Raw genomic sequence first — 19,744 nt, 5'->3', positions numbered from 1 at the left:
GATGCACCCCCATCACGCACCACCCCACGCGACGCCCCACCCCCGCCGCTGGCGGGCGCTGGTCCTGCTCTGCCTGGCGCAGGCGATGCTCGTCGTCGACATCACCGTCGTCAACGTCGCCCTGCCCTCCATCGGCGCCGATCTCGACCTCGGCCGCGAGTCCCTGACCTGGATCGTCACCGGCTACACGCTCACCTTCGGCGGCCTGATGCTGCTCGGCGGGCGGCTCGCCGACGTCTTCGGCCGCCGCCGCGTGCTGCTCGCCGGCCTCGCCCTGTTCACGCTGGCCTCGCTGGCCGCCGGACTCGCCGGGGACGGCGCCGTCCTGCTCGCCGGGCGCCTCGCCCAGGGCGTCGGGGCGGCGCTGCTGTCACCGGCGGCGATGTCGACGGTCACAACGATGTTCCACGGCCGCGAGCGGCATCGCGCGCTCGGCGTGTGGGCCGCGATCGGCGGCGGGGGCGCGGCCCTCGGCGTGCTGATCGGCGGCCTGCTGACGGCCGGTCCGGGCTGGGAGTGGGCGTTCATCGTCAACGTACCGATCGGGCTGCTCGTCCTGGCGCTGCTGCCGCGCCTGCTGCCCATCGAGTCCACTTCGGACCGGCTCGGCCGGATCGACCTTCCCGGCGCGGTGACGGTGACCCTCGCGACGGCCTCGCTGGTGTACGGGCTCGTCCGCGCCGGCGACGACGGCTGGGGCTCGATCACCGCGCTGGCACCGATCGGGGCCGCCGCGGTGCTCTACGCGGTCTTCGCCGCCGTCGAGCGCCGGTGGCCGCAGCCGCTGGTCCGCCTGCCGCTGCTGACCCGCCGCACGACGCTCGCCGGAGTGTTCCTGATGCTGGTGGCCACCGGCCTGCTCATCTCCTTCTTCTTCCTGGGATCCCTTTACCTGCAGGGGGTCCGGGAGATGACGCCGCTGCGCACCGGCCTGCTCTTCCTGCCGGCGGCGGTGACGGTGACACTCGGCGCGCATCTGGCCGGGAACCTCGTCGGCAGGATCGGGCCGCGCGCGGTCGCCGTCGCCGGACTGTTCATCGCCGGGGCGGGCGCCGGATGGCTGGTGTGGGCGCTGGACCGCTCCGTCGCGGTCGGGTTCCTGCCGGGCTTCGCCGTCGCCGCCGCCGGACTCGGCGCGCTGTTCGTCACCGCGACGACCACCGCCATGTCGGCCGTCGACCACCGCGAAGCCGGCGTGACATCGGGGATCGTGACGACCTTCCACGAGCTCGGCGGGTCGATCGGCGTGGCGGTCATGTCGACGGTGGCCGCCGCAGGCATCGAGGGCGGCTCCGCGACCGGCTTCACCAGTGCCTTCGCCGTCTGCGCGGTCACGGCGGGCCTCGCGGCGCTGATCTGCCTGCGACTCGTGCCGAGTGGGCGCATCGACACCTCCGGGATGACGATGGCCCACTAGGCTGCCGGTCATGTCCGACTCCGTCCCCCCGTCGGCGCGGCCGCCCCGCCGCGCCGACGCGCAGCGCAACATCGACCGGATCCTCGACGCCGGGCTCCGCCTCTACGGCAGCGCGCCCGGCGTGAGCATGTCCGACGTCGCCAAGGAGGCAGGGGTCGGGCGGGTCACGCTCTACACGCACTTCCCCTCGCGCGCCGACCTCGCCCGCGCCGTCGTCGAGCGCGCCATCGACGACGCGGTGCGCTCGGTCGCCGGCCTCGACCTGTCGGACCTGCCCGCCGACGAGGCCCTGCTGACCCTGCTGCGCACGCAGTGGCACACCCTCGACCGGCATCGCGCGCTGCGCGGCAACGTCCGGTCCGATGTGGACCCCGACTGGCTCCGCGAGCGCCACGACCCCGCCATGGGAAACCTCGAAGCGCTGGTGGAGCGCGGGATCGCCGAGGGCCTGTTCCGCACCGACCTTCCGCGCGAGTGGTTGCTGGCGGCGATGTACCACCTCATCCACGCCGCCGCCGACGAGCTGTCGGCGGGCCGTCTCGACGAGGACCGGGCCGTCGACGTGCTCGGTGAGACGCTGCTGTCGGTGCTCAGGCCTTCGACGCCGTGAAGATCGCCGTTCCGGGGATCACCTTGCCGCGCAGGGGACTCCAGCCGCCCCAGACGTGACCGTTGCCCTCGGGCCACTCGGGTTCGGTGAGGTCTTCGAGGCGCAGGCCGGCCGCCGCGATCGCGCGGACCCAGTCGCCGACGGTCCGGTGATGCTCCACATAGGTCACCGCGCCGTCCTCGTCCTCCTCGACGTAGGCGTTGCGGTCGAAGTATGAGTGCACGGCGGCCAGTCCCGGCTCGCCCGGGTCGTCGAGGAAGCACCAGCGGATCGGGTGGGTCACGGAGAACACGATCCGGCCGCCGGGCCGCAGGACGCGGGCGACCTCGCGCAGCGCGCCGGCCGCGTCGGCGACGAAGGGCAGAGCCCCGTAAGCGGAGCAGACGATGTCGAAGACGCCGTCACCGAAGGGAAGCACCTGCGCGTCGGCCTGGACGGTGGGGAGCACGACGTCGGTGGTGACGTCGATGCGCCGGGAGTGCTGGAGCTGGCGCCAGGACAGTTCGAGCGCGACGACCTCGGCACCCTGCGCGACCAGCCAGCGGCCGCATTGCCCTGCACCGGCACCGATCTCAAGGATCCGCTGCCCCTTGACCTCGCCGAGGAGGCCGACCTCGGCCTCGTCGATTCCCTCGGGGCCCCAGACGAAGGCGGCCTCGCCGAGGAAGTCGCCGTGCTCGGCCTGGTAGGCGTCGGCGGCTCCGTCCCACCACCGCCGGTTGCCGGCCGCGCTCTCGGCGGTGGAGGCGGGACGCCTGACGACGCGTGCGGTGTCGGTCGGATAATCCGGTGCGGTCACCGGAGCATTGTCCCCGGCCGGGCCGCCGCGCAGGTCAGCGGGTCGGGCCGCCGCGGCCCCGCCGGCCGTGGGACGCGGGCGGCGCCACACCCGAGATCCCTAAACTGTGGCGATGAGCGGATACCGGCTTGGCGTCGACTACGGGACATCGCACACCGTCGCGGTCCTCGCCGGACCCGACGGCCGGACCCGCCCGCTGCTGTTCGACGGCACCCCGCTGCTGCCCTCGGCGGTCGCCGCCGACGGTGACGGCCATTTACTGACCGGAGCCGAAGCCCTGCGCACGGCCCGGGTCGCGCCGGCCTCGATCGAGCCGAACCCGAAGCGGCGGATCACCGACGGGGACGTGCTGCTCGACGGGCGCTCCCACCCGGTGGTCGCGCTGATCTCGGCGACGCTGCGCACGGTCGCCGAGGAGGCCGCGCGAGTCGCCGGTGAGATGCCGCGCATCACCGTCACCCACCCTGCCGGGTGGGGCGCGTCGCGCCGGGGAGTGCTGGCCGCGGCGATCGCCGACGCCGGCTACGACACGGCCGTCTACCTGCCCGAACCGGTCGCCGCCGCACGCTTCTTCACCGCGCTGCCCGGCGGAGGCGTGGCCGTCGGCGCGCACATCGTCGTCTACGACCTCGGCGCCGGAACCTGCGACGTCGCCGTCCTGCGCCGCACCGCCGACGGCTTCGACGTGGTCGGCGTGGGCGGACTCGACGACGTCGGCGGCCTCGATCTCGACGCGGTGGTCGTCGACATCCTCGGCCGGGCGGTCGGCGGCACCGAGGAGTGGCGGCGGCTCCTCGACGGCGATCCGGGCACGAACCCGAGGCACCGCCACGCGCTGTGGCAGGACGTCCGCGCGGCCAAGGAGAGCCTGTCGCGGCGGTCGAGCGCGCTGGTGCACGTGCCGGTCCTCGACCGCGACCTGCCCGTCTCACGCGAGGACTTCGAGGCGACGGCCAGGCCCGTCCTCGACCGCACGATCGCGCTGACCCGCAACGTGATCGCCTCCAGCGGCCTCGCACCCGGCGCGGTCGCGGGGCTCTACCTCGTCGGCGGCGCCAGCCGCGTGCCCCTGGTGGCGACGATGCTGCACCAGGCGACCGGGATCGCGCCGACCGCGCTCGACCAGCCCGAACTCGCCGTCGCCGAGGGCGCGGCGATGGCGCCGGTCGTGGCGAGCCCGCGAGCGCCCGCACCGAGCCCGGCTCCCGCCCCACCGCCCGTGGCCCCGCCGCCGCCGGCGGCCTGGCAGCCTCCTGCGGTGCCCGCGCGGCAGGCTCCCGCGCCTCCCGCCGTCGAAGCGCCGTCCGAGGAGACCTGGTTCCACTTCAAACCGTCGCAGGACCTCGTCAACCGGCGGCGGCTCCTGCGCGGCGCCATCGTCGTCGCCGGCGCCCTCCCGCTGCTCTTCGGGGAGTTCCTCGCCAAGGACATGGGGCTGGCACCGTACACGACCGCCGTCGTCCTGCTCGTCCCCTTGGCCGTGGCCGCCGGGATCGCGTGGTCGGTGCTCCGCGACATCACCGACTCCAGCGTCCTCGTCCACAGCGAGGGCGTCACCATCCGGCGCAAACGCCGCACCGCCGTCTACCCCTGGAAGCGCGTCACGCACATGCGGGTCGACGACGGCAGGCTGGTGATGTTCCTCTCGGAGCCGTTCGAGCGGATCGTCGTCGGCACCGTCGCGTGGCTGCGCCTGGACGCCCCGCGCTTGGCCGCGTCCGTACGCCACTTCTCCTCGGGCCGCTTCGATCCACGGATATGACGGCGGTCACCGTGACCCGGCGGACGCCCGGGCCGCACCCGCGAGCGGCGGGGATATCTTGGTCGTCGTGACTTCTGAGTTCGCCTACACCGACCTTCTCCCCCTCGGCCCCGACACGACGGAGTATCGGCTGCTGACCACCGACGGCGTCGAAGCCGTCGAAGGTCCAGGCGGACGGCGACTGCTCACCGTCGAACCGGAGGTCCTCACCGCGATCACCGCCGAGGCGATGCAGGACATCTCCCACCTGCTGCGCCCGGCGCACCTCGCGCAGCTGCGGTCGATCCTCGAAGATCCCGAGGCCTCCCCCAACGACCGCTTCGTCGCGCGCGACCTGCTCAAGAACGCCAACATCGCCGCCGGCGGCGTCCTGCCCATGTGCCAGGACACCGGCACCGCGATCATCATGGGCAAGCGCGGCCGCCACGTCCTCACCGACGGCCGTGACGCCGAGCACATCTCCCGTGGCGTGTTCGACGCCTACACGAAGCTGAACCTGCGCTACTCGCAGATGGCCCCGCTGAACATGTGGGACGAGAAGAACACCGGCTCCAACCTGCCCGCGCAGGTCGAGCTGTACGCCGAGGGCGACGACGCCTACAAGTTCCTGTTCATGGCCAAAGGCGGCGGCAGCGCCAACAAGTCCTTCCTGTACCAGGAGACCAAGGCCGTGCTCAACCCGACGCGGATGATGCAGTTCCTTGAGGAGAAGCTGCGCTCGCTCGGAACCGCGGCCTGCCCGCCCTACCACCTGGCGATCGTCGTCGGCGGCACCAGCGCCGAGTTCGCGCTGAAGACCGCCAAGTACGCCTCGGCGCACTACCTCGACGCGCTGCCGGCCACCGGATCGCCGATGGGGCACGGGTTCCGCGACGTCGAGCTGGAGGCCGAGGTGCTGGAGCTGACGCGCAAGTTCGGCATCGGCGCGCAGTTCGGCGGGAAGTACTTCTGCCACGACGTTCGCGTGATCCGCCTGCCCCGCCACGGCGCATCGCTGCCCGTCGCCATCGCCGTGTCCTGCTCGGCCGACCGCCAGATGCTCGGCAAGATCACCGCCGAGGGCGTGTTCCTGGAGCAGCTGGAGACCGACCCGGCGAGCTACCTCCCGGAGACGACCGCCGAGGACCTCGCCGGCGAGGCCGACGTCGTCCGCGTGGACCTCAACCGGCCGATGAGCGAGATCCGCGCGGAGCTGTCGAAGTACCCGGTGAAGACGCGGCTGTCGCTGACCGGCCCGCTCGTCGTGGCCCGCGACATCGCGCACGCCAAGATCGCCGAGCGCCTCGACGCCGGCGAGGAGATGCCGCAGTACCTGCGCGACCACGCCGTCTACTACGCCGGTCCCGCCAAGACCCCCGAGGGATACGCCTCCGGTTCCTTCGGCCCCACCACGGCCGGGCGCATGGACTCCTATGTGGAGAAGTTCCAGGCCGCCGGCGGCTCCTTCATCATGCTGGCCAAGGGAAACCGGTCGAAGGCCGTGACCACGTCGTGCGCGACCTACGGCGGCTTCTACCTCGGCTCGATCGGCGGCCCGGCCGCGCGCCTCGCGCAGGACTGCATCAAGAACGTCGAGGTCCTGGAGTACCCGGAGCTGGGCATGGAGGCCGTGTGGAAGATCGACGTCGTCGACTTCCCGGCGTTCATCGTCGTCGACGACAAGGGCAACGACTTCTTCGCCGAGACGAGCAAACCGGTGCTGACTCTCCAGACCCCCCGGCGGTGATCCGACAGCCCTCGGAGGTCTCTCCTCCGGGGGCCCGGATCTTCCACGAGATGTTCACTCTCGTCGTCCGAACGCGCCCACGAGCAAGCATCTACGGCTCCGCTCGGCGGCCAGAACCCTTACGCACCAACGCCACTCGGATATCCGCGCGCCTTTTTCCGGCCCGCATGCAGCGCCGGACCACCCGGCGGTGTCCTTGGATGTCATGAGACGTTTCCCCTTCCACCGGAGCCGACGTGAGCGGGGCCCCACGTGAGCCCGGAGCATGAGCGCGAGTTCCGCGACTTCACCGCCGCCCAGACCCCGTCGCTGCTTCGCCTGGCGTACCTGCTCACCGGGGACGTCCACCTCGCGCAGGACCTCGTCCAGTCGGCGCTGGCGTCCTGCGCCGGGCGCTGGCACCGCATCCGCAACCGCGAACAGCCCTTCGCCTACGTCCGCAAGGCGATGTACCGCTCCCAGTACAACGCCTGGCGGGCCAGGCGACGCAAACCCGAGTCCATCATGGACACCCCTCCCGAGCGTCCCGTCGGCCGCGACCACGCCGACGAGGTCGCCGAGCGCCATGACCTGCTCGCCGCGCTCGCCCGGCTCCCCTACCGCCAGCGGCTGATCGTCGTGCTCCGGCACTGCGAGGACCGTCCCGAGGCGGAGGTCGCGCGCATGCTCGGCATCGCCGCCGGGACGGTGCGCAGCCAGGCGTCGCGCGGGATCGCCAAGCTGCGGGAGATGCACGAGGCGAGTGAGCACCGAACGGAGGCACTGCGTTGAAACCCGAGGAAAGAATCATCGAGAGACTTCGTTCCGTCCCGATGCCCGGCGACCTGGCACCGCCGGCCGGTTTCGCCGACGAGGCCCTGCGCCGCCGGGCGCGCCGCCGTTCGCTGCGGACGATGACCGTCGTCACCGTGGTGTGCGTGCTGGCGGCGGGCGCGACGGCTGTCGCGAACAACACCGAGCAGGGCGCACCGTCGGCCGGCCCCTCCCCGTCGAGCTCGTCGACCGCTCCGCCCGACGACGTCGTGCTGCGTCCCGGCGGTGGCCCCCGGGTGGTCCACAGCTTCCACGACAACTGGTCGAGTTACCTCCTCGACCTGCGCACCGGTGAGTACCGGACCGTTCCCTTCGGCACCGTCGTCTCGCCCGACCAGCGGCACGTCGCGGTCGACGCGGAGGGTGGCGTGGGCGTGGCCGAACGGGACGCCTACCTCGACGCCGGCGAGGCGGCCGTCACCTGGATCGCCCACTCGCCGGTCCAAACCGACGACCTCGGAGGCGAGGACTGGTCGCTCGACGGCACCAAGTTCGTCACCTCCGTCCTGCAAGGCCCCAACTCCTCGCTGCCCCCGCACAACTCGATCACCAGCCATGACACCACTACCGGTGTCACCAGGGCGACTCCCGTTCCCGACGGCGTCGACATCACCGACATCACCTGGGCGCCCGACTCGCAGGGCTTCATGGTCGCCGTGGACCGCCAGGACGGTCCGTCGGTGCTGCGTTCCCTCTCCTTCGACGGTGTCCTCGGCGAGCCGGTCGAACTGGACGGCGAGGGCCCCATCGAGCTCGAAGGCTTCTCCCCGGACGGGGCCCGCCTGCTCTACGGCTACCTTTTCCAGCGCGAGGACGGCGAGGAGCTGGCGCGGACCGTCGTCATGGACACGGTCTCCGGCGAGACGACCGTGGCCCTGCCCGACAGCACCGACGCGGACCCGGCGGACGTGGCGAGCCTCGCCTGGGCCGACGAGACCAGCTTCGTGGTTCGCACGCGTGTCTCGCAGGAGCTGGGGTGGGGGCCGGTCGAGCTGTTCAGCGCCGTCGACGGCGGCCTCATCCGAGCCCTCGACTGGACCGACAGAGCGGGCTTCGTCAGCGTCGGCTCCTCGGCCGGTCTCCCGCCCGAAGCAGCCGACCTCGGCTTCTGAGCACGACGGTGCGGGCGGCGGATTCGAGCCGCCCGCACCGTTTCGACCTCTTCCGGGCGATTGATTCCCCATCGCCTTGCCGATTCCGCGTAGGCTGCCCGGATGGAACGGGAACGCCTCATCGAGCTGCTCACCGACGACACCGGCAGCGCCGCTGCCACTCCGGCCGCGGGCACCTGCCGCCGCGGCCTCGTGGACGGCGCCGAGTTCGTCGTGTACGAGGAGACCCTTCCCGCCGAGAGCCTGGCGGCGACCTACGCGCGCCGCGAGCTGCACCTGTCCAAGCTCGGGCTCGACTCGCTGGGCTTCGCCGAGTCGGTGCGGGGCCTGTCGGCGCTGCCGGCCGACACGCAGCTGCGTCTCGGCCACGTCGGCGTCGAGGACCCGCCCTTCTCCTTCGTGCTGTTCTTGGACAAGGAGGCGACGCGAGTCGTCGGGTGTGTCGGTGTGGCGCGCAACGATCCTCCTAAAGGGACGGACGAGGGCGGTCTCTGACATCGCCGACGGGCTGCTCACCGTCCACAAAGGATCGGTGCACCTCGCCGACCGCCGCACGCAGAGCACGTGGACCGTCGAGCTGGAGACCTTTCGGCTCGCCCGATATCCCGTCACCCGCGCCCAGTACGCCCACGTCACGGGGCAGACGCCCGGCACCACCCGGGGCGACCGCCTCCCGGTCGAGTCGGTGTCCTGGTGGGACGCGATCGCCTACTGCAACACGCTTTCCGCTCTCGAAGGGCTCACGCCGCCCTACCGCGTCGACGGCGAGGAGGTCGAGTGGGACGCCGCCGCCGACGGCTACCGCCTGCCGACCGAGGCCGAGTGGGAGTACGCCTGCCGCGCGGGGACGAACGGTCCGCGGTACGGGCCGATCGACGCGATCGCCTGGTATCGCGGCAATTCCGGTGAGCGCGTGCACGAGGTCGGGGAGCTTCGGGCGAACCCGTGGGGCTTCCACGACATGCTCGGCAACGTCTTCGAGTGGTGCTGGGACCTCTACGATCCCGAGGTCTACGGGACCTACCGGGTGCTGCGCGGCGGCGGATGGTTCGACGAGCACTGGAGCTGCCGGGCCTCGGTCCGCCGCCGCAGCCACCCGAGCTTCGCGGTGGACGACGTGGGGTTTCGGGTGGGGCGGTCGGGGGCTCCGACCGCCTCCGCCTAGCGGGTCATCGCCAGCACGTCGAGCGCCTTGTCGAGTTCGGCCTCGGTCAGCCTGCCTTGGGCGACGTGCCCGCGCTCGATCACGACCTCGCGGATCGTCTTGCGCTCGGCGAGCGCCTGCTTGGCGATCGCCGCCGCCTCCTCGTAGCCGAGGACGCGGTTGAGGGGCGTCACGATCGACGGCGAGCCCTCGGCGTACTCCCGCGCGCGCTCGACGTTGGCCTCCAGGCCCACGACGCAGCGCTCGGCGAAGACGCGTGAGACGTTGGAGAGCAGAGTGATCGACTCCAGGAGGTTCTTCGCGATCACCGGGAGCATCACGTTCAGCTCGAAGTCGCCGGCCGCGCCCGCGAAGCCGATGGCCGCGTCGTTCCCGACGACCTGCGCGGCGACCTGTCGCACCGCCTCGCAGAGGACGGGGTTGACCTTGCCGGGCATGATGCTCGACCCCGGCTGGAGGTCGGGGAGCCGCAACTCGGCGAGGCCGGCCCGGGGGCCGGAGCCCATCCAGCGGATGTCGTTGGCCACTTTGGACAGTCCGATGGCGATGGTGCGCAGCTGGCCGGAGAGTTCGACCAGGGCGTCGCGGGCCCCCTGCGCCTCGAAGTGGTTGCGGGCCTCGACGACCGGCAGCCCCGTCGTCGAGGCGATCAGTTCGATGGCCCGGGCGGCGAACCCGGGAGGCGTGTTCACGCCCGTGCCGACGGCGGTCCCGCCGAGGGCCAGCTCGGCGACCCGGGGAAGCGTCGACTGGATCCGCTCGACGCCGTAGCGCACCTGCGCGGCGTAGCCGGAGAACTCCTGCCCGAGCGTCACCGGAGTCGCGTCCATGAGGTGCGTGCGTCCCGACTTGACCACCTCGGCCCACTCGGTCGCCTTCACCCCGAGCGCGTCGGCGAGCGTGCCCAGCGCGGGGATCAGCTGGTGCACGGTGGTGTCGACGGCGGCCAGGTGCATGGCCGAGGGGAACACGTCGTTGCTCGACTGGGAGGCGTTCACGTGGTCGTTGGGGTGCACCGGGCGGCCGAGGCGCGCCGTCGCGAGGGTCGCGATGACCTCGTTGGCGTTCATGTTGCTCGACGTGCCCGAACCGGTCTGGAACACGTCGACGGGGAAGTGCTCGTCGTAGGTGCCCTCGGCGACCTCGTCGGCGGAGACAGCGATCGCCTCGGCCATGTCGGGTTCGATGACCGACAGTTCGGCGTTGACGGTCGCGGCGGCGGATTTGATCCGCGCCAGCGCGGCGATCAGCGCGTGGTCGAGTCGCTGGCCGGAAATGGGGAAGTTCTCCACGGCGCGCTGCGTCTGCGCCCGCCAGGCGGCCCACGCCGGGACCTTGACCTCGCCCATCGTGTCGTGTTCGATGCGTACGTCTTCGTCACCGCTCATGCCGTCCATCGTGCCGCAACGCGCGGTCGGCGAGGGGCGGTATGAGCGGGCTCACGGGGGAGTTGTGGTGGGGCGGGGTGGTCAGCGGCGGGATTCGAGGTTCGCGGCCATCCTGGCGAGGTTGTCGACGGTGGTGTTGTAGTCCTCTGTGGACATGCCGGCGACGAGTCGTTCGCGCAGGGCGTCGGTCTCGGTGGCGAGGCGGGCCTGGGCGGCTTGGCCGGCGGGGGTGAGGGTGAGGGTGTCCGGGTGGGCGGCCGCCAGCCAGCCGCGGTCGGCGAGGTGGGTGATCGCTTTGGATGTGCTGGTTTCTTCGAAGGGTGCCAGCTGGGCGGCCAGGTCTTCGTGCGTGGCGGGGCCGTGGGTGAGGGAGGTGAGGACCTGCCAGTGGCGGCGGGTGAGGCCGTGGGCGCTGAAGACGGTGTCGAAGGAGGTGGTGATGAGGTCGTCGAGGTGTTTGAGCCAGTAGCCGATGGGTTTGCGGTGCATGGGCGGTCCTTGGGTAGATGTAATGTGGCAAGTAGTTGTTGTTGAGTATGCATAGGGGTGTGATGGGGCGCAAGGAGATTGAGGTCATCGAAGGGCTTGAGCGGGCCATGATCGAGATTCGTCGTCGGCAGCGGCGGCGGGTTCTGATGCGCCGTGAGGTGGGTGGTTCTTCTGCGGCGCTCGGGGCGGGGTTCGACGTTCTCGACGTGGTGGAGGCTGCTGAGGAGCGAGGGGAGGCGGTGGGGGTGCGGGAGGTGGCGGCGGCGCTGTCGGTCGACCAGCCGCGTGCCAGCAAGCTGGTGGCGGGGGTGGTGGCGGATGGGTACGTGCGGCGGGAGGCTGATCAGGCCGACGGGAGGCGGGCGCTGCTGGTGTTGACGGACGGGGGGCGGGGGGTGCTCGCTCGTGCGCACGAGGCGCGGCGGGGGGCGATGCGGCGGGCGACGGAGGGGTGGACGGCGGAGGAGCGGGAGGTGTTCGAGGCGCTGTTGACGCGGTTTGTGGCGGGGTTGGGGTAGGGGCAGCGGGGTAGGGGCACGGGAGGGGGCCGGGTAGGGGCACGGGAGGGGGCGGGGTAGGGGCACGGGAGGGGGCGGGGTAGGGGCACGGGAGGGGGCGGGGTAGGGGCACGGGAGGGGGCGCGGTACGGAGGTGGCGCCGGGCGGGTTCGTGTGCGCTGGCGTCGGTGTTCGCCTGGCTGTCCCGTCTGCTGCCGACCGCGTCGCTTCGCTGCCGGGCCTGGGCCGCATGGGTGCGTTGTCGCGTCGCGTCTTTCACCTCGCTGCGGCTTTGCCGTCCGCTGCGGCTTTGCGTGGCCGACCTGCGTGTCGCCGCCGCTCCGACGCTCGTGCTTCCAGCTCGCGTCTGCGCTCGCCTCTTGTCTGCCGCAGCTTCTTTCGTCGGGTGTGGCTCTTGCGGTGCCTGGCGTGAGTTCCTGGGGCGCTGCCCCAGACCCCGGGCCTCGCTCTGGAAACGGTGGGGTGCTTCGGGTTTCTGGTTGGCGCCCCACTGGCGGTTAGATCCGCTGAAGGTTTGGGGTTGTGTGCTTGGGGTGTTTCCGTCTCACGGCTGGTTCAAGGGCACCTGGGGAACCTGTCGGGGTCAAGGGAAAGTGCGCCCTTGACCCCGACAGAACCCCCAGGTAGGTCCAATCACCGGCCGACCGACGGAAACACACCTCCAGGTCTGGTTTCTGCCGTGCTTCGCACGGCTCGCGGACGCCGAAGACGGAGGCGACAGCCGCGCACGAGATGGTTTGAGCGGCAGGGGTGCACGGGGTGGTGCGGGCGTCAGCCGCGCACGAGATGGTTTGAGCGGCAGCCGCGCACGGGGTGGTGCGGGCGGCAGCCGCCCACGAGACGGTCCAACGGTCAGCCGCTCGCGGGATGGTTCGACACCAGCCGCACACCAGCCTGCTCGCCCCGCGTGCGGCCGGCTCCCTCAGGCCACGTCCACCCTCGTCATCAGCGGGTGCCGGAGGTGCAGCTCCAGCCTCGGGCCCGTCAGCGGAACCAGATTCCACCTCGCGACCGCTGTCCCCGCCTCCGCGTCGACTTCCACCCGAACTCGGTGCGGGGTGGTGATCACGTAGAGGTCGGCCACGAACTTCTCGCCCTGCCACCCGCCGGATGCCGTGACGGGGCGTCCGAGTGGTGAGCTCTCCCGCCATTCCCCATGGCCGACCTCGACCTCGATCGTGTCCCCGAGCCGAAGCCGCCACCCGGCTCCGGCTCCGGCATCCACGGGGGCGGCCCCGTCGCCGTCGCTGCCGCCACCGTCTGCGCGCTCGACCGGCTCGACCTTCACGGCCACGCCGTCTGTCAGCGCCGAATCCTCGGCGGAGCCGTCTGCCCGCGCCTCAACCGACCCGGACGTCGCCCCCGACCCCGACCCGGCCCCCACCACCAGCGGCAGCGCCAGTCCTCGGAGCCGTTCCGCGAGCGCCGTGTCCTCCTGCGCACCGTCCCCCACCACTCCCACGCCCGGCCACAGGCACTCCCACACCGGGTTCAGCAGCGTTTCCCCGCCTGCGGCGATCGCCGCCGTCAGCACGATCACCAGTTCGTCCTCCGGCACGACCAGGCAGAACTGCCCGAAGGAACCCGCCCCGTGGTATCCGTGGCGGGACCTCCAGAACTGGTACCCGTAGCCGCAGAGGACGTCGGGGTTGTCCGACCAGCCTTCTACCTGGAACGTGTCGATCCTCTTGCCGGTGGCCAGTCGCACCCAGTCGCGCGGGACCAGTCGCCTTCCCTCCCACATGCCTTCGCGTCGCAGCATCTCGCCGAAGGCGGCGACGGCTTCGGTGGTGAGGTGGAGGCCGTGGAATCCGAAGGATGCTCCGCTGGCCACGCGGTCCCATTCGGCGTGGTGGATGCCCATGGGGTTGAGGAGGCGCCGGTCGAGGAATTCGGGGAGTTCTTGACCTGTCGCCCTTTCGACCATGCGGGCCAGCACGTAGGTGGTGGCGTTGTCGTAGGCGTGGCGGGTGCCTTCGGGGTGGGGGAAGGGGACGCGGAGGTAGCCCTTGACGAGGTCGGTCGGCTCCAGCTCCCAGGCTTCGGTGAGGCTGTCGGTGTCGTGACCGGCCGTCATCGACAGGAGGTGGTGGACGGTGATGCGGCGGGCCTGGTCCGACATCTCCTCGGGGATGCGGTCGGGGAGGACGTCGACGACGCGGTCGTCCAGCGACAGGAGGCCGTCGGCGATGGCCAGTCCTGCGGCGATCGCGGTGAAGGACTTGGTGAGGCTGTAGAGGAGGTGGGGGCGGTCGGGGGTGTAGGGGGCCCACCAGCCTTCGGCCACGACGTGGCCGCGCCGCACGACCATGAGGGAGTGGCACTCGATCTCTTGCTCTTCGAGCCGGTCGAGGAGGGCGTTGACCGCGCGGGCCGACACTCCCGAGGCGGTGGGCGTCGACCGTGGCAGCAGGGCGCGTTGGGTGTGCACCCCGGCACCTTAGACCGGGTTCTCGCCTTGCGGGACCTTGTTTTACAGGTGCTCCGCCAGGTCGGCGACGATCCTCGCGGCGGGGCGGACTCCGAGCAGCACGCGCTCCAGGACGCCGTCCTTGAGGAGGATCAGCGTCGGCAGTCGGGTGATGCCCCAGCGGGCGACGGTCACGGGCGCGTCGGGGACGTTGACCACGGCGACTTCGGCCTTGCCATCCAGCAGGCGGTCGACTTCGGCCATGACGCCGCCCAGGGCCTTCGACGGGCCGTCGTCGGCGGAGCCGAAGGCGATGAGGACCGGCACGTCGGGTGTCAGCACATCGCGGTCGTAGGAGCGGTCGGTCAGCAGGATCACGACTGGTCCACCCGCTTCCACTCCACGCGGGTGCGCCAGACGTTGTCGCCGCGCAGGTAGCTCAGGAAGACCTCCACGACCTCGTCGACGGGGCGGGAGTCGCCGGCCTCGTAGTGGCGGTCGGCGGACCCCTCGCGGAACTCCAGGTCGTAGAAGTCGCCCTGGAACTCGCTGGGCAGGGCCATCACGTAGTCCTGCTCGCCGGCGTCCAGCGAGACGTAGGACTCGCCCGCCGCGAGCATGCCGCGCAGGACCTGCTCGACGCGGACGGGCGTGGGGCCGTCGATCGTGGTGTTGCCGCTGATGTCCAGGCGCATCAGCCGTCACCCTCCGACAGGTAGCGGGTGGCCCAGTCGCCGATCTCGACGCCCTCCAGCGGCGCGCCGTCGATGACGTACCCGCCGTCCCAGGTGACGCGGCGGACCTGGTCGCGGAAGTTCTGCGCCTCGATCCACGACTTCGGCTTGCCCTCCAGCCCGGCGATCTCCTTGCGGAAGAAGTCGGGCTTGGTCAGCAGTCGTTCGTCGCCGACGGTGTGGGAGGCGCCGTTGTTGAAACGCATCTTCAGAAACGGCACGGGTTCGCGGCGCGGGTCGGCGATGTCCATCATGTCCAGCCGGCTGTACGCCTCGGCCTCGGTCTCGAGTCCGGAGAACTCGCTCCTCCAGGCCGGGAAGAGGGCGTAGGTGACCGCGTTGAGCTCGGGCATCTCGTCGTTGACGTCGGCGACCGCGGGGATGACCGCGCCGACCGAGTCGAAGCCGTGCCCGGCGGCGTCGAAGCCCTCGACGTGCGTCATCGGCGCGGCGGCCAGCAGCGCGGCCTCGTGGTGGCGCGCGAAGGAGATGACGTCGCGCACGACCGCGGCCAGGTAGACGTCCCGGCAGGTCACCTGGAACGCCGACTTGCGGTCGGAGCTCAGCGCGATGGTGTGCGTGAACCAGCCCCCGCCGATCGCCCAGTACCAGACGTCGTCGAGATCCGGGAATGGCGCCACATCCTCGATGCGGGCGATCTCGCCGGCGATATCCACTTCGGACACGTCCCCTCCGTCTAGTCGTATCTTCCGGTGGTGTCCTGCCTGAAGGTATGTCCCTGCGCCTGCATTTTGGCGCCCTTGGCGGAGTTCACCGGGCCGTTCATCGGTTCCATCACGTTCGGGTTGTCATAGTATGCGGCGCGTTCGGTGCGGGGGATCTTGTAGCCCTTGTCGTTCCAGTGCTCGACGACGGCCGGATCGTGGTCGTAGGTGACCGGCGGCTGCACCTTGCGGCCGCGCTTGTCGTACCAGGTCAGGTCGTCGCGGGGGATCTTGTTGCCGCTGCTGTCCAGCGGCCAGCCGTCGGTGTCCTTGGAGTGCGCGGGATCGCGGCCCTCCTTGGACCACTTCTGGGCCATCTCGCCGTGCGTCTTGTCGCTGTAGCCGTGCGGGTATTCACTGCTGCGGCTGTGCCGGGACGGTGCGTTCGGGTCGTGTTTCGGCTTGCCGGTCTTCCCGTCGCGCAGCCTGCCCTTGCTGTCGCGGAAGTCGGGTTTGCCGGGCCCCGACTGCTTCGGCACACGCTTGCGCGGGATGCCCTTCCCGACCTTCTTGGCCGGGTTGCCCATGCCCTTCTTGGCGCCCTTGGCGACGATTCCCGCGCCGGCCGAGGCCCCTTTCCGCGTCCTAGCCAAGGACGGCCTCCAGAGCCTTGTCAACGATCATGTCGATGGCGATGTCGGCGAGCTTCTTGAAGATCGGGATCTCGGCGAGCGTCGCACCGAAGGACACCGCGGCGGTGGCGATGGCCTGGATGATCTGGATGAGCAGGATGGTCAGCTGCACGATCACGCTGATCTTCAGGGCGAGCACGACCGCCGCGCACACGAACAGTGCTCCGCCGACGATCTGGGAGCCGATCATGGCGCGGTCGAGGACGCTGGTGGCCGAGTCCTCGTCCTCCCAGACCTTGGCGAAGGCCTCCATGGCCTCGCCGATGTTGCCGGTGCGGGCCTTGTCGGCGGCCGAGGCGGCCTCGCCGGCGATGGGCTGGAGCTTGCCGGCGAAGGTGAGCCAGTCCTGGCCCAGCTCGAACACCTTGGACTCGTCGGACTTCGGCCAGGTGTAGCCGAGTTCGTTGAGCAGGTCGGCCAGCTCTCCCGGGATGTTGATGCCCACGCGTCCCCCTAGCGCTCGAACTTCGCGAAGTTCTCCATCAGCGCGTTCTCGGTCTCGTCGTAGCTGGCGGCCATGCCGTCGAGACCTTCGCTGAATCCACCGAGGGCGTCGATGACCGAGGTGATGTTCTCGGCGGCGATGTCGTGCGCCGCCTGGTAGGACATGCCGATGAGTCCGCCGACGTCGTCGTCGCCGAAGATGTCGCCCATCGAGGCGACCTTGCCGTCGATCTCGGCCCACAGTTCGGCCAGCGACTCCGATGCCTGGCGCAGCAGGCCGGAGGAGTCGCGCAGGTTGTCGGGTTCGGCTTCGAAACCGGGCATGTCAGCGTCCTCCGCCCATGAGTTTGGCGACGACCTCGGCCATGGACTGCTCGAACATGGCCATCTGGCGCACGGAGGCGTCCTGGAGGCGGTTGAGCTTCTCGCCGAGGGCTTCGGTGTCGACCTCCGTGTCGGCTTCCTCGGCGGCGGCCTTGGCCTTGGCGCCGAGGTCGGCGAAGGCGTCGTTGACGGCTTTGAGGATCGCGGCGGCCAGTTCCTCGGAGTCGAGGCGGCGTGCGCGCGGGTCGAGTGTGAGTTCCACCAGGCGATTGGGGGCGACGACGGCCTTGATCTGGGTGTCGTCCTCGCCCGACTCGCCCTGGATGGGGACGGCGTCGGGGTCGGCGGGCGGCTGCCCCGCTCGGGCGGCTTCGAGTGTTTCGCGCAGGCCGGTGAAAAGCGCGTCGAATCGTGCGCTCTCGGAGTTCGGGCTCGTCACTTACCCTCCCATTCGGACGGTCCAGTGCCGACTGTAGTCAGCGCGCGCCCGTATCGTCATCCCCCAAATCGGGCTTGTGACAAGGATTGCGGAGTTTAGTGATCGACCCGGACGGCGCGGGCGAGCAGATAGCGGCGTTCGGGGCCGCTGGTGGTGGCCTTCGCGGCGGCCCGGTAGCACTCGGCGGCCTCGGCGAGGCGGCCGTCCATTTCGAGGAGGTGCCCGCGGACGGCGTCGACGCGGTGGGTGCCGGTGCGGTCGAGTTTCCCGGCGGCCCGGTCGAGCGCGGCCAGCCCCTCGGCCGGTCCGTGGACCTCGCCGACGGCGACGGCCATGTTCAAGGTGACCATCGGGTTGTTGGTCATGGCCTCCAGAAGGCGGTACAGGCCGAGGATCTGGAGCCAGTCGGTCTCCTCGACGCCGGGCGCCTCGTTGTGCACGGCCGCGATGGCCGCCTGTAGCTGGTAGGGGCCGGGCTTGTGCGCGGTCATGGCGGCGGTGATCAGCGCCGTGCCCTCGGCGATCGCCGGGGCGCTCCATAGTCGACGGTCCTGTTCGGACAGTGGGACGAGCATGCCGTCGGTGTCGGTGCGCGCCGCGCGGCGGGCGTCGGTGAGCAGCATCAGGGCGAGCAGGCCGGCCGACTCGCCGTCGTCGGCGGGCAGCATCCGGGCCAGCCGGATCGCCTCGGCGGACAGCTCGACGCGGGCGAGCCGTTCACCGGAGGTGCTGGTGTAGCCCTCGTTGAAGATCAGGTACAGGACCTCGCGGACGGCGTCGAGCCGCTCGGCGAACTCCGCGGGGGGCGGTGCGTGGAAGCCCGCACCCGACTGCCGCACGCGCGCCTTGGCGCGCGAGATCCGCTGCGCCATCGTCGATTCCGGCACCAGGTAGGCGCGCGCGATCTCGGCGGTGGTGAGCCCGCCGACCGCGCGCAGCGTCAGCGCGACCTGCGCGCCGCGGCCCAGCGCGGGATGGCAGCACATGACCAGCAGGAGCAGCGAGTCGTCGACGGAGCTGACCGCACCGCGCGGGATCAGCAGCGCCTCGGAGTCCTCTCGGTGGCGCCTGGCCTGGTCGGCGCGGAGTTGGTCGATCAGCCGCCGCGACGCCACCCGGATCAGCCACGCGCCCGGGTCGTCGGGGACCGACTCGGCCCACGCCGTCGACGCGGCCAGCAGCGCCTCCTGCACGGCGTCCTCGGCCGCCGGGAAGTGCCCGTATCGGCGCACGAGCGCGCCGAGGACCCGCGGCGCCGACGAGCGCAGCAGGTCCTCGACCTCACGTGTGATCCTCACGGCGCCGGCGGCATCGACTCTTCCGGGCCGGCGCTGATCGGCCGGACCTCGATCGGCTCGCCGAGGGCGTCGACGATCCGCGCGGCGATCTCCATCGCCCGGTCGTGCGAGGCGACGTCGACGATCGCGAAACTCGCCGCGACCTCCTTCGCCTCGGCATAGGGTCCGTCGACGGCCACGGCGCCATCCGGGCCCTTGCGCACGACTCGGGTGAGCGCCGGGTGCGCAAGGCCCTCGGTGGTCACCAGCTCGCCGGTGGCGGTCAGCTCCTTGCCCAGCTCCTCGTAGAACTCGCAGGCGGCGATGAACTCCGCGCTCGTCGGGTCCATGTCGTCCCAGCCCGAGATCTGCGTGTAGGCCAGCATCAGGTACTTCACGGTCTTCTCCTCTACTTCTTCACGCGGGTCATGGACGACTCGTAGCCGCCGCCGGGCCACACCCAGCTTCCGGTGACGGTGTCACCGTCGGCGCTGAAGACGCCCCGGTAGTAGGCGGGCGAGTTCCGCTCGCCGCCCCAGATGGTGAGGGTGTCGCCTTCGAGGTCGTAGACGTAGTCGAGGGTGTCACCGTCGTTGCTGTACATGCGGGAGACGACGTCCTCGCCGCGCTCCTGCATGAACGGCTTGTTGTGGCCGATGAGTTCGAGACCGCGAACGGTCGCGCCTTCCGGCGAGACCAGGTCGACGTGCTGGACGAGGAAGTGCTCACCCTCGATGTACTCCCACCGGCAGGTGCCCTTCGCGCCGCCGGTGACCTCCCAGGTGCCGACGAGTCGTCCGAGGGCCTTCATCTGCTCACTGTTGCTCATGACCGTTCCTTTCGGTTCGGGCGCCGGTTGCGCTCTCACGGATACCTCGGAGTGGGGACGGGGTTCTCGACAGAGACACGGGGGCTTTGACTGAAAGTATGAGGTTGCGCTGGTCAAGGGGGCCCAATGGC

23 protein-coding genes are annotated in these 19,744 nt (G+C 71.0%); 9 read left to right on the top strand and 14 right to left on the bottom strand.

Annotation, left to right across the window (positions count from 1 at the left end):
- Position 1: 1 nt before the first annotated feature.
- On the top strand, positions 2-1,417 hold the full coding sequence (locus AB0I28_RS29470; protein ID WP_357498754.1) for an MFS transporter: 1,416 nt from the start codon (positions 2-4) through the stop codon (positions 1,415-1,417).
- 10 nt (positions 1,418-1,427) lie between these two features.
- A complete protein-coding gene (locus AB0I28_RS29465; protein WP_357498752.1) occupies positions 1,428-2,027 on the top strand; it encodes a TetR/AcrR family transcriptional regulator in 600 nt (199 codons plus the stop codon).
- Here AB0I28_RS29465 and AB0I28_RS29460 read toward each other — a convergent pair.
- On the bottom strand, positions 2,008-2,826 hold the full coding sequence (locus tag AB0I28_RS29460) for a methyltransferase domain-containing protein (protein WP_357498750.1): 819 nt from the start codon (positions 2,824-2,826) through the stop codon (positions 2,008-2,010). The two genes, AB0I28_RS29465 and AB0I28_RS29460, sit on opposite strands and share 20 nt — an antisense overlap.
- 112 nt (positions 2,827-2,938) lie before the next feature.
- On the opposite strand from AB0I28_RS29460, the gene AB0I28_RS29455 reads away from it, so the two are divergent.
- The 6 genes from AB0I28_RS29455 to AB0I28_RS29430 all read left to right on the top strand — a co-directional run bounded on the left by AB0I28_RS29455 (position 2,939) and on the right by AB0I28_RS29430 (position 9,404).
- Positions 2,939-4,588, top strand: coding sequence for an Hsp70 family protein (locus AB0I28_RS29455; RefSeq protein WP_357498748.1), 1,650 nt, complete (start codon positions 2,939-2,941; stop codon positions 4,586-4,588).
- Between the two features lie 58 nt (positions 4,589-4,646).
- Entirely contained in the window at positions 4,647-6,314 is a 1,668-nt protein-coding gene (locus AB0I28_RS29450; RefSeq protein ID WP_357498746.1) for a fumarate hydratase, read from the top strand.
- A gap of 252 nt (positions 6,315-6,566) precedes the next feature.
- Positions 6,567-7,085: a SigE family RNA polymerase sigma factor gene (locus AB0I28_RS29445; RefSeq protein ID WP_357498744.1), complete on the top strand. Its 519-nt coding sequence runs from the start codon at positions 6,567-6,569 to the stop codon at positions 7,083-7,085.
- 41 nt (positions 7,086-7,126) lie between these two features.
- Positions 7,127-8,239, top strand: coding sequence for a hypothetical protein (locus tag AB0I28_RS29440; RefSeq protein ID WP_357498742.1), 1,113 nt, complete (start codon positions 7,127-7,129; stop codon positions 8,237-8,239).
- A gap of 102 nt (positions 8,240-8,341) precedes the next feature.
- Positions 8,342-8,734 (top strand): hypothetical protein, encoded by a 393-nt coding sequence (locus AB0I28_RS29435; RefSeq protein ID WP_357498740.1) that lies wholly within the window; start codon positions 8,342-8,344, stop codon positions 8,732-8,734.
- A 1-nt stretch (position 8,735) separates the two neighbouring features.
- Positions 8,736-9,404 (top strand): SUMF1/EgtB/PvdO family nonheme iron enzyme, encoded by a 669-nt coding sequence (locus AB0I28_RS29430; RefSeq protein ID WP_357498789.1) that lies wholly within the window; start codon positions 8,736-8,738, stop codon positions 9,402-9,404.
- Here the strand turns inward: AB0I28_RS29430 and AB0I28_RS29425 are convergent.
- Both AB0I28_RS29425 and AB0I28_RS29420 read right to left on the bottom strand, forming a co-directional pair.
- Positions 9,401-10,792, bottom strand: coding sequence for a class II fumarate hydratase (locus tag AB0I28_RS29425; RefSeq protein ID WP_357498738.1), 1,392 nt, complete (start codon positions 10,790-10,792; stop codon positions 9,401-9,403). The genes AB0I28_RS29430 and AB0I28_RS29425 overlap by 4 nt on opposite strands.
- 81 nt (positions 10,793-10,873) lie before the next feature.
- Positions 10,874-11,281 (bottom strand): winged helix DNA-binding protein, encoded by a 408-nt coding sequence (locus AB0I28_RS29420; protein WP_357498736.1) that lies wholly within the window; start codon positions 11,279-11,281, stop codon positions 10,874-10,876.
- Between the two features lie 62 nt (positions 11,282-11,343).
- Between AB0I28_RS29420 and AB0I28_RS29415 the strand changes: the two genes are divergently transcribed.
- On the top strand, positions 11,344-11,799 hold the full coding sequence (locus AB0I28_RS29415) for a MarR family winged helix-turn-helix transcriptional regulator (protein ID WP_357498734.1): 456 nt from the start codon (positions 11,344-11,346) through the stop codon (positions 11,797-11,799).
- 922 nt (positions 11,800-12,721) lie between these two features.
- Here the strand turns inward: AB0I28_RS29415 and AB0I28_RS29410 are convergent.
- The 11 genes from AB0I28_RS29410 to AB0I28_RS29360 form a co-directional block, all read right to left on the bottom strand.
- Positions 12,722-14,230 carry a serine hydrolase domain-containing protein gene (locus AB0I28_RS29410; RefSeq protein ID WP_357498732.1) on the bottom strand — a complete coding sequence of 503 codons (1,509 nt, stop codon included), beginning with the start codon at positions 14,228-14,230 and terminating at the stop codon, positions 12,722-12,724.
- A 42-nt stretch (positions 14,231-14,272) separates the two neighbouring features.
- Positions 14,273-14,587, bottom strand: a complete 315-nt coding sequence (locus AB0I28_RS29405) for a thioredoxin domain-containing protein (RefSeq protein ID WP_357498730.1) — start codon at positions 14,585-14,587, stop codon at positions 14,273-14,275.
- Positions 14,584-14,904, bottom strand: a complete 321-nt coding sequence (locus tag AB0I28_RS29400; RefSeq protein WP_357498728.1) for a hypothetical protein — start codon at positions 14,902-14,904, stop codon at positions 14,584-14,586. Before AB0I28_RS29400 ends, AB0I28_RS29405 begins: the two co-directional genes overlap by 4 nt.
- Complete coding sequence (locus tag AB0I28_RS29395) at positions 14,904-15,629, bottom strand: hypothetical protein (RefSeq protein WP_357498726.1); 726 nt, start codon at positions 15,627-15,629, stop codon at positions 14,904-14,906. The genes AB0I28_RS29400 and AB0I28_RS29395 overlap by 1 nt, the downstream gene beginning before the upstream one ends.
- A gap of 11 nt (positions 15,630-15,640) precedes the next feature.
- Positions 15,641-16,261, bottom strand: coding sequence for a hypothetical protein (locus AB0I28_RS29390; protein ID WP_357498724.1), 621 nt, complete (start codon positions 16,259-16,261; stop codon positions 15,641-15,643).
- The gene (locus tag AB0I28_RS29385) at positions 16,254-16,745 is read right to left on the bottom strand and encodes a hypothetical protein (protein WP_357498722.1); all 492 of its coding nucleotides are present in this window, start codon (positions 16,743-16,745) and stop codon (positions 16,254-16,256) included. Before AB0I28_RS29385 ends, AB0I28_RS29390 begins: the two co-directional genes overlap by 8 nt.
- Before the next feature lie 8 nt (positions 16,746-16,753).
- A complete protein-coding gene (locus AB0I28_RS29380; protein ID WP_357498721.1) occupies positions 16,754-17,068 on the bottom strand; it encodes a hypothetical protein in 315 nt (104 codons plus the stop codon).
- Position 17,069: 1 nt separating this feature from the next.
- Positions 17,070-17,507 carry a hypothetical protein gene (locus AB0I28_RS29375; RefSeq protein ID WP_357498719.1) on the bottom strand — a complete coding sequence of 146 codons (438 nt, stop codon included), beginning with the start codon at positions 17,505-17,507 and terminating at the stop codon, positions 17,070-17,072.
- A 95-nt stretch (positions 17,508-17,602) separates the two neighbouring features.
- Positions 17,603-18,799 carry a sigma-70 family RNA polymerase sigma factor gene (locus AB0I28_RS29370; RefSeq protein ID WP_357498787.1) on the bottom strand — a complete coding sequence of 399 codons (1,197 nt, stop codon included), beginning with the start codon at positions 18,797-18,799 and terminating at the stop codon, positions 17,603-17,605.
- Positions 18,800-18,801: 2 nt separating this feature from the next.
- Positions 18,802-19,182 (bottom strand): YciI family protein, encoded by a 381-nt coding sequence (locus AB0I28_RS29365; RefSeq protein ID WP_357498717.1) that lies wholly within the window; start codon positions 19,180-19,182, stop codon positions 18,802-18,804.
- 11 nt (positions 19,183-19,193) lie between these two features.
- The gene (locus AB0I28_RS29360; protein WP_357498715.1) at positions 19,194-19,613 is read right to left on the bottom strand and encodes a hypothetical protein; all 420 of its coding nucleotides are present in this window, start codon (positions 19,611-19,613) and stop codon (positions 19,194-19,196) included.
- Between the last annotated feature and the right edge of the window lie 131 nt (positions 19,614-19,744).

This window comes from Phytomonospora sp. NPDC050363 (genome assembly GCF_040655735.1).
In the GTDB taxonomy this organism is placed as follows: Bacteria; Actinomycetota; Actinomycetes; order Mycobacteriales; family Micromonosporaceae; genus Phytomonospora.
The sequence above is the reverse complement of the archived record's forward strand: the minus strand, read 5'-3'. Positions and strand labels throughout refer to the sequence as shown.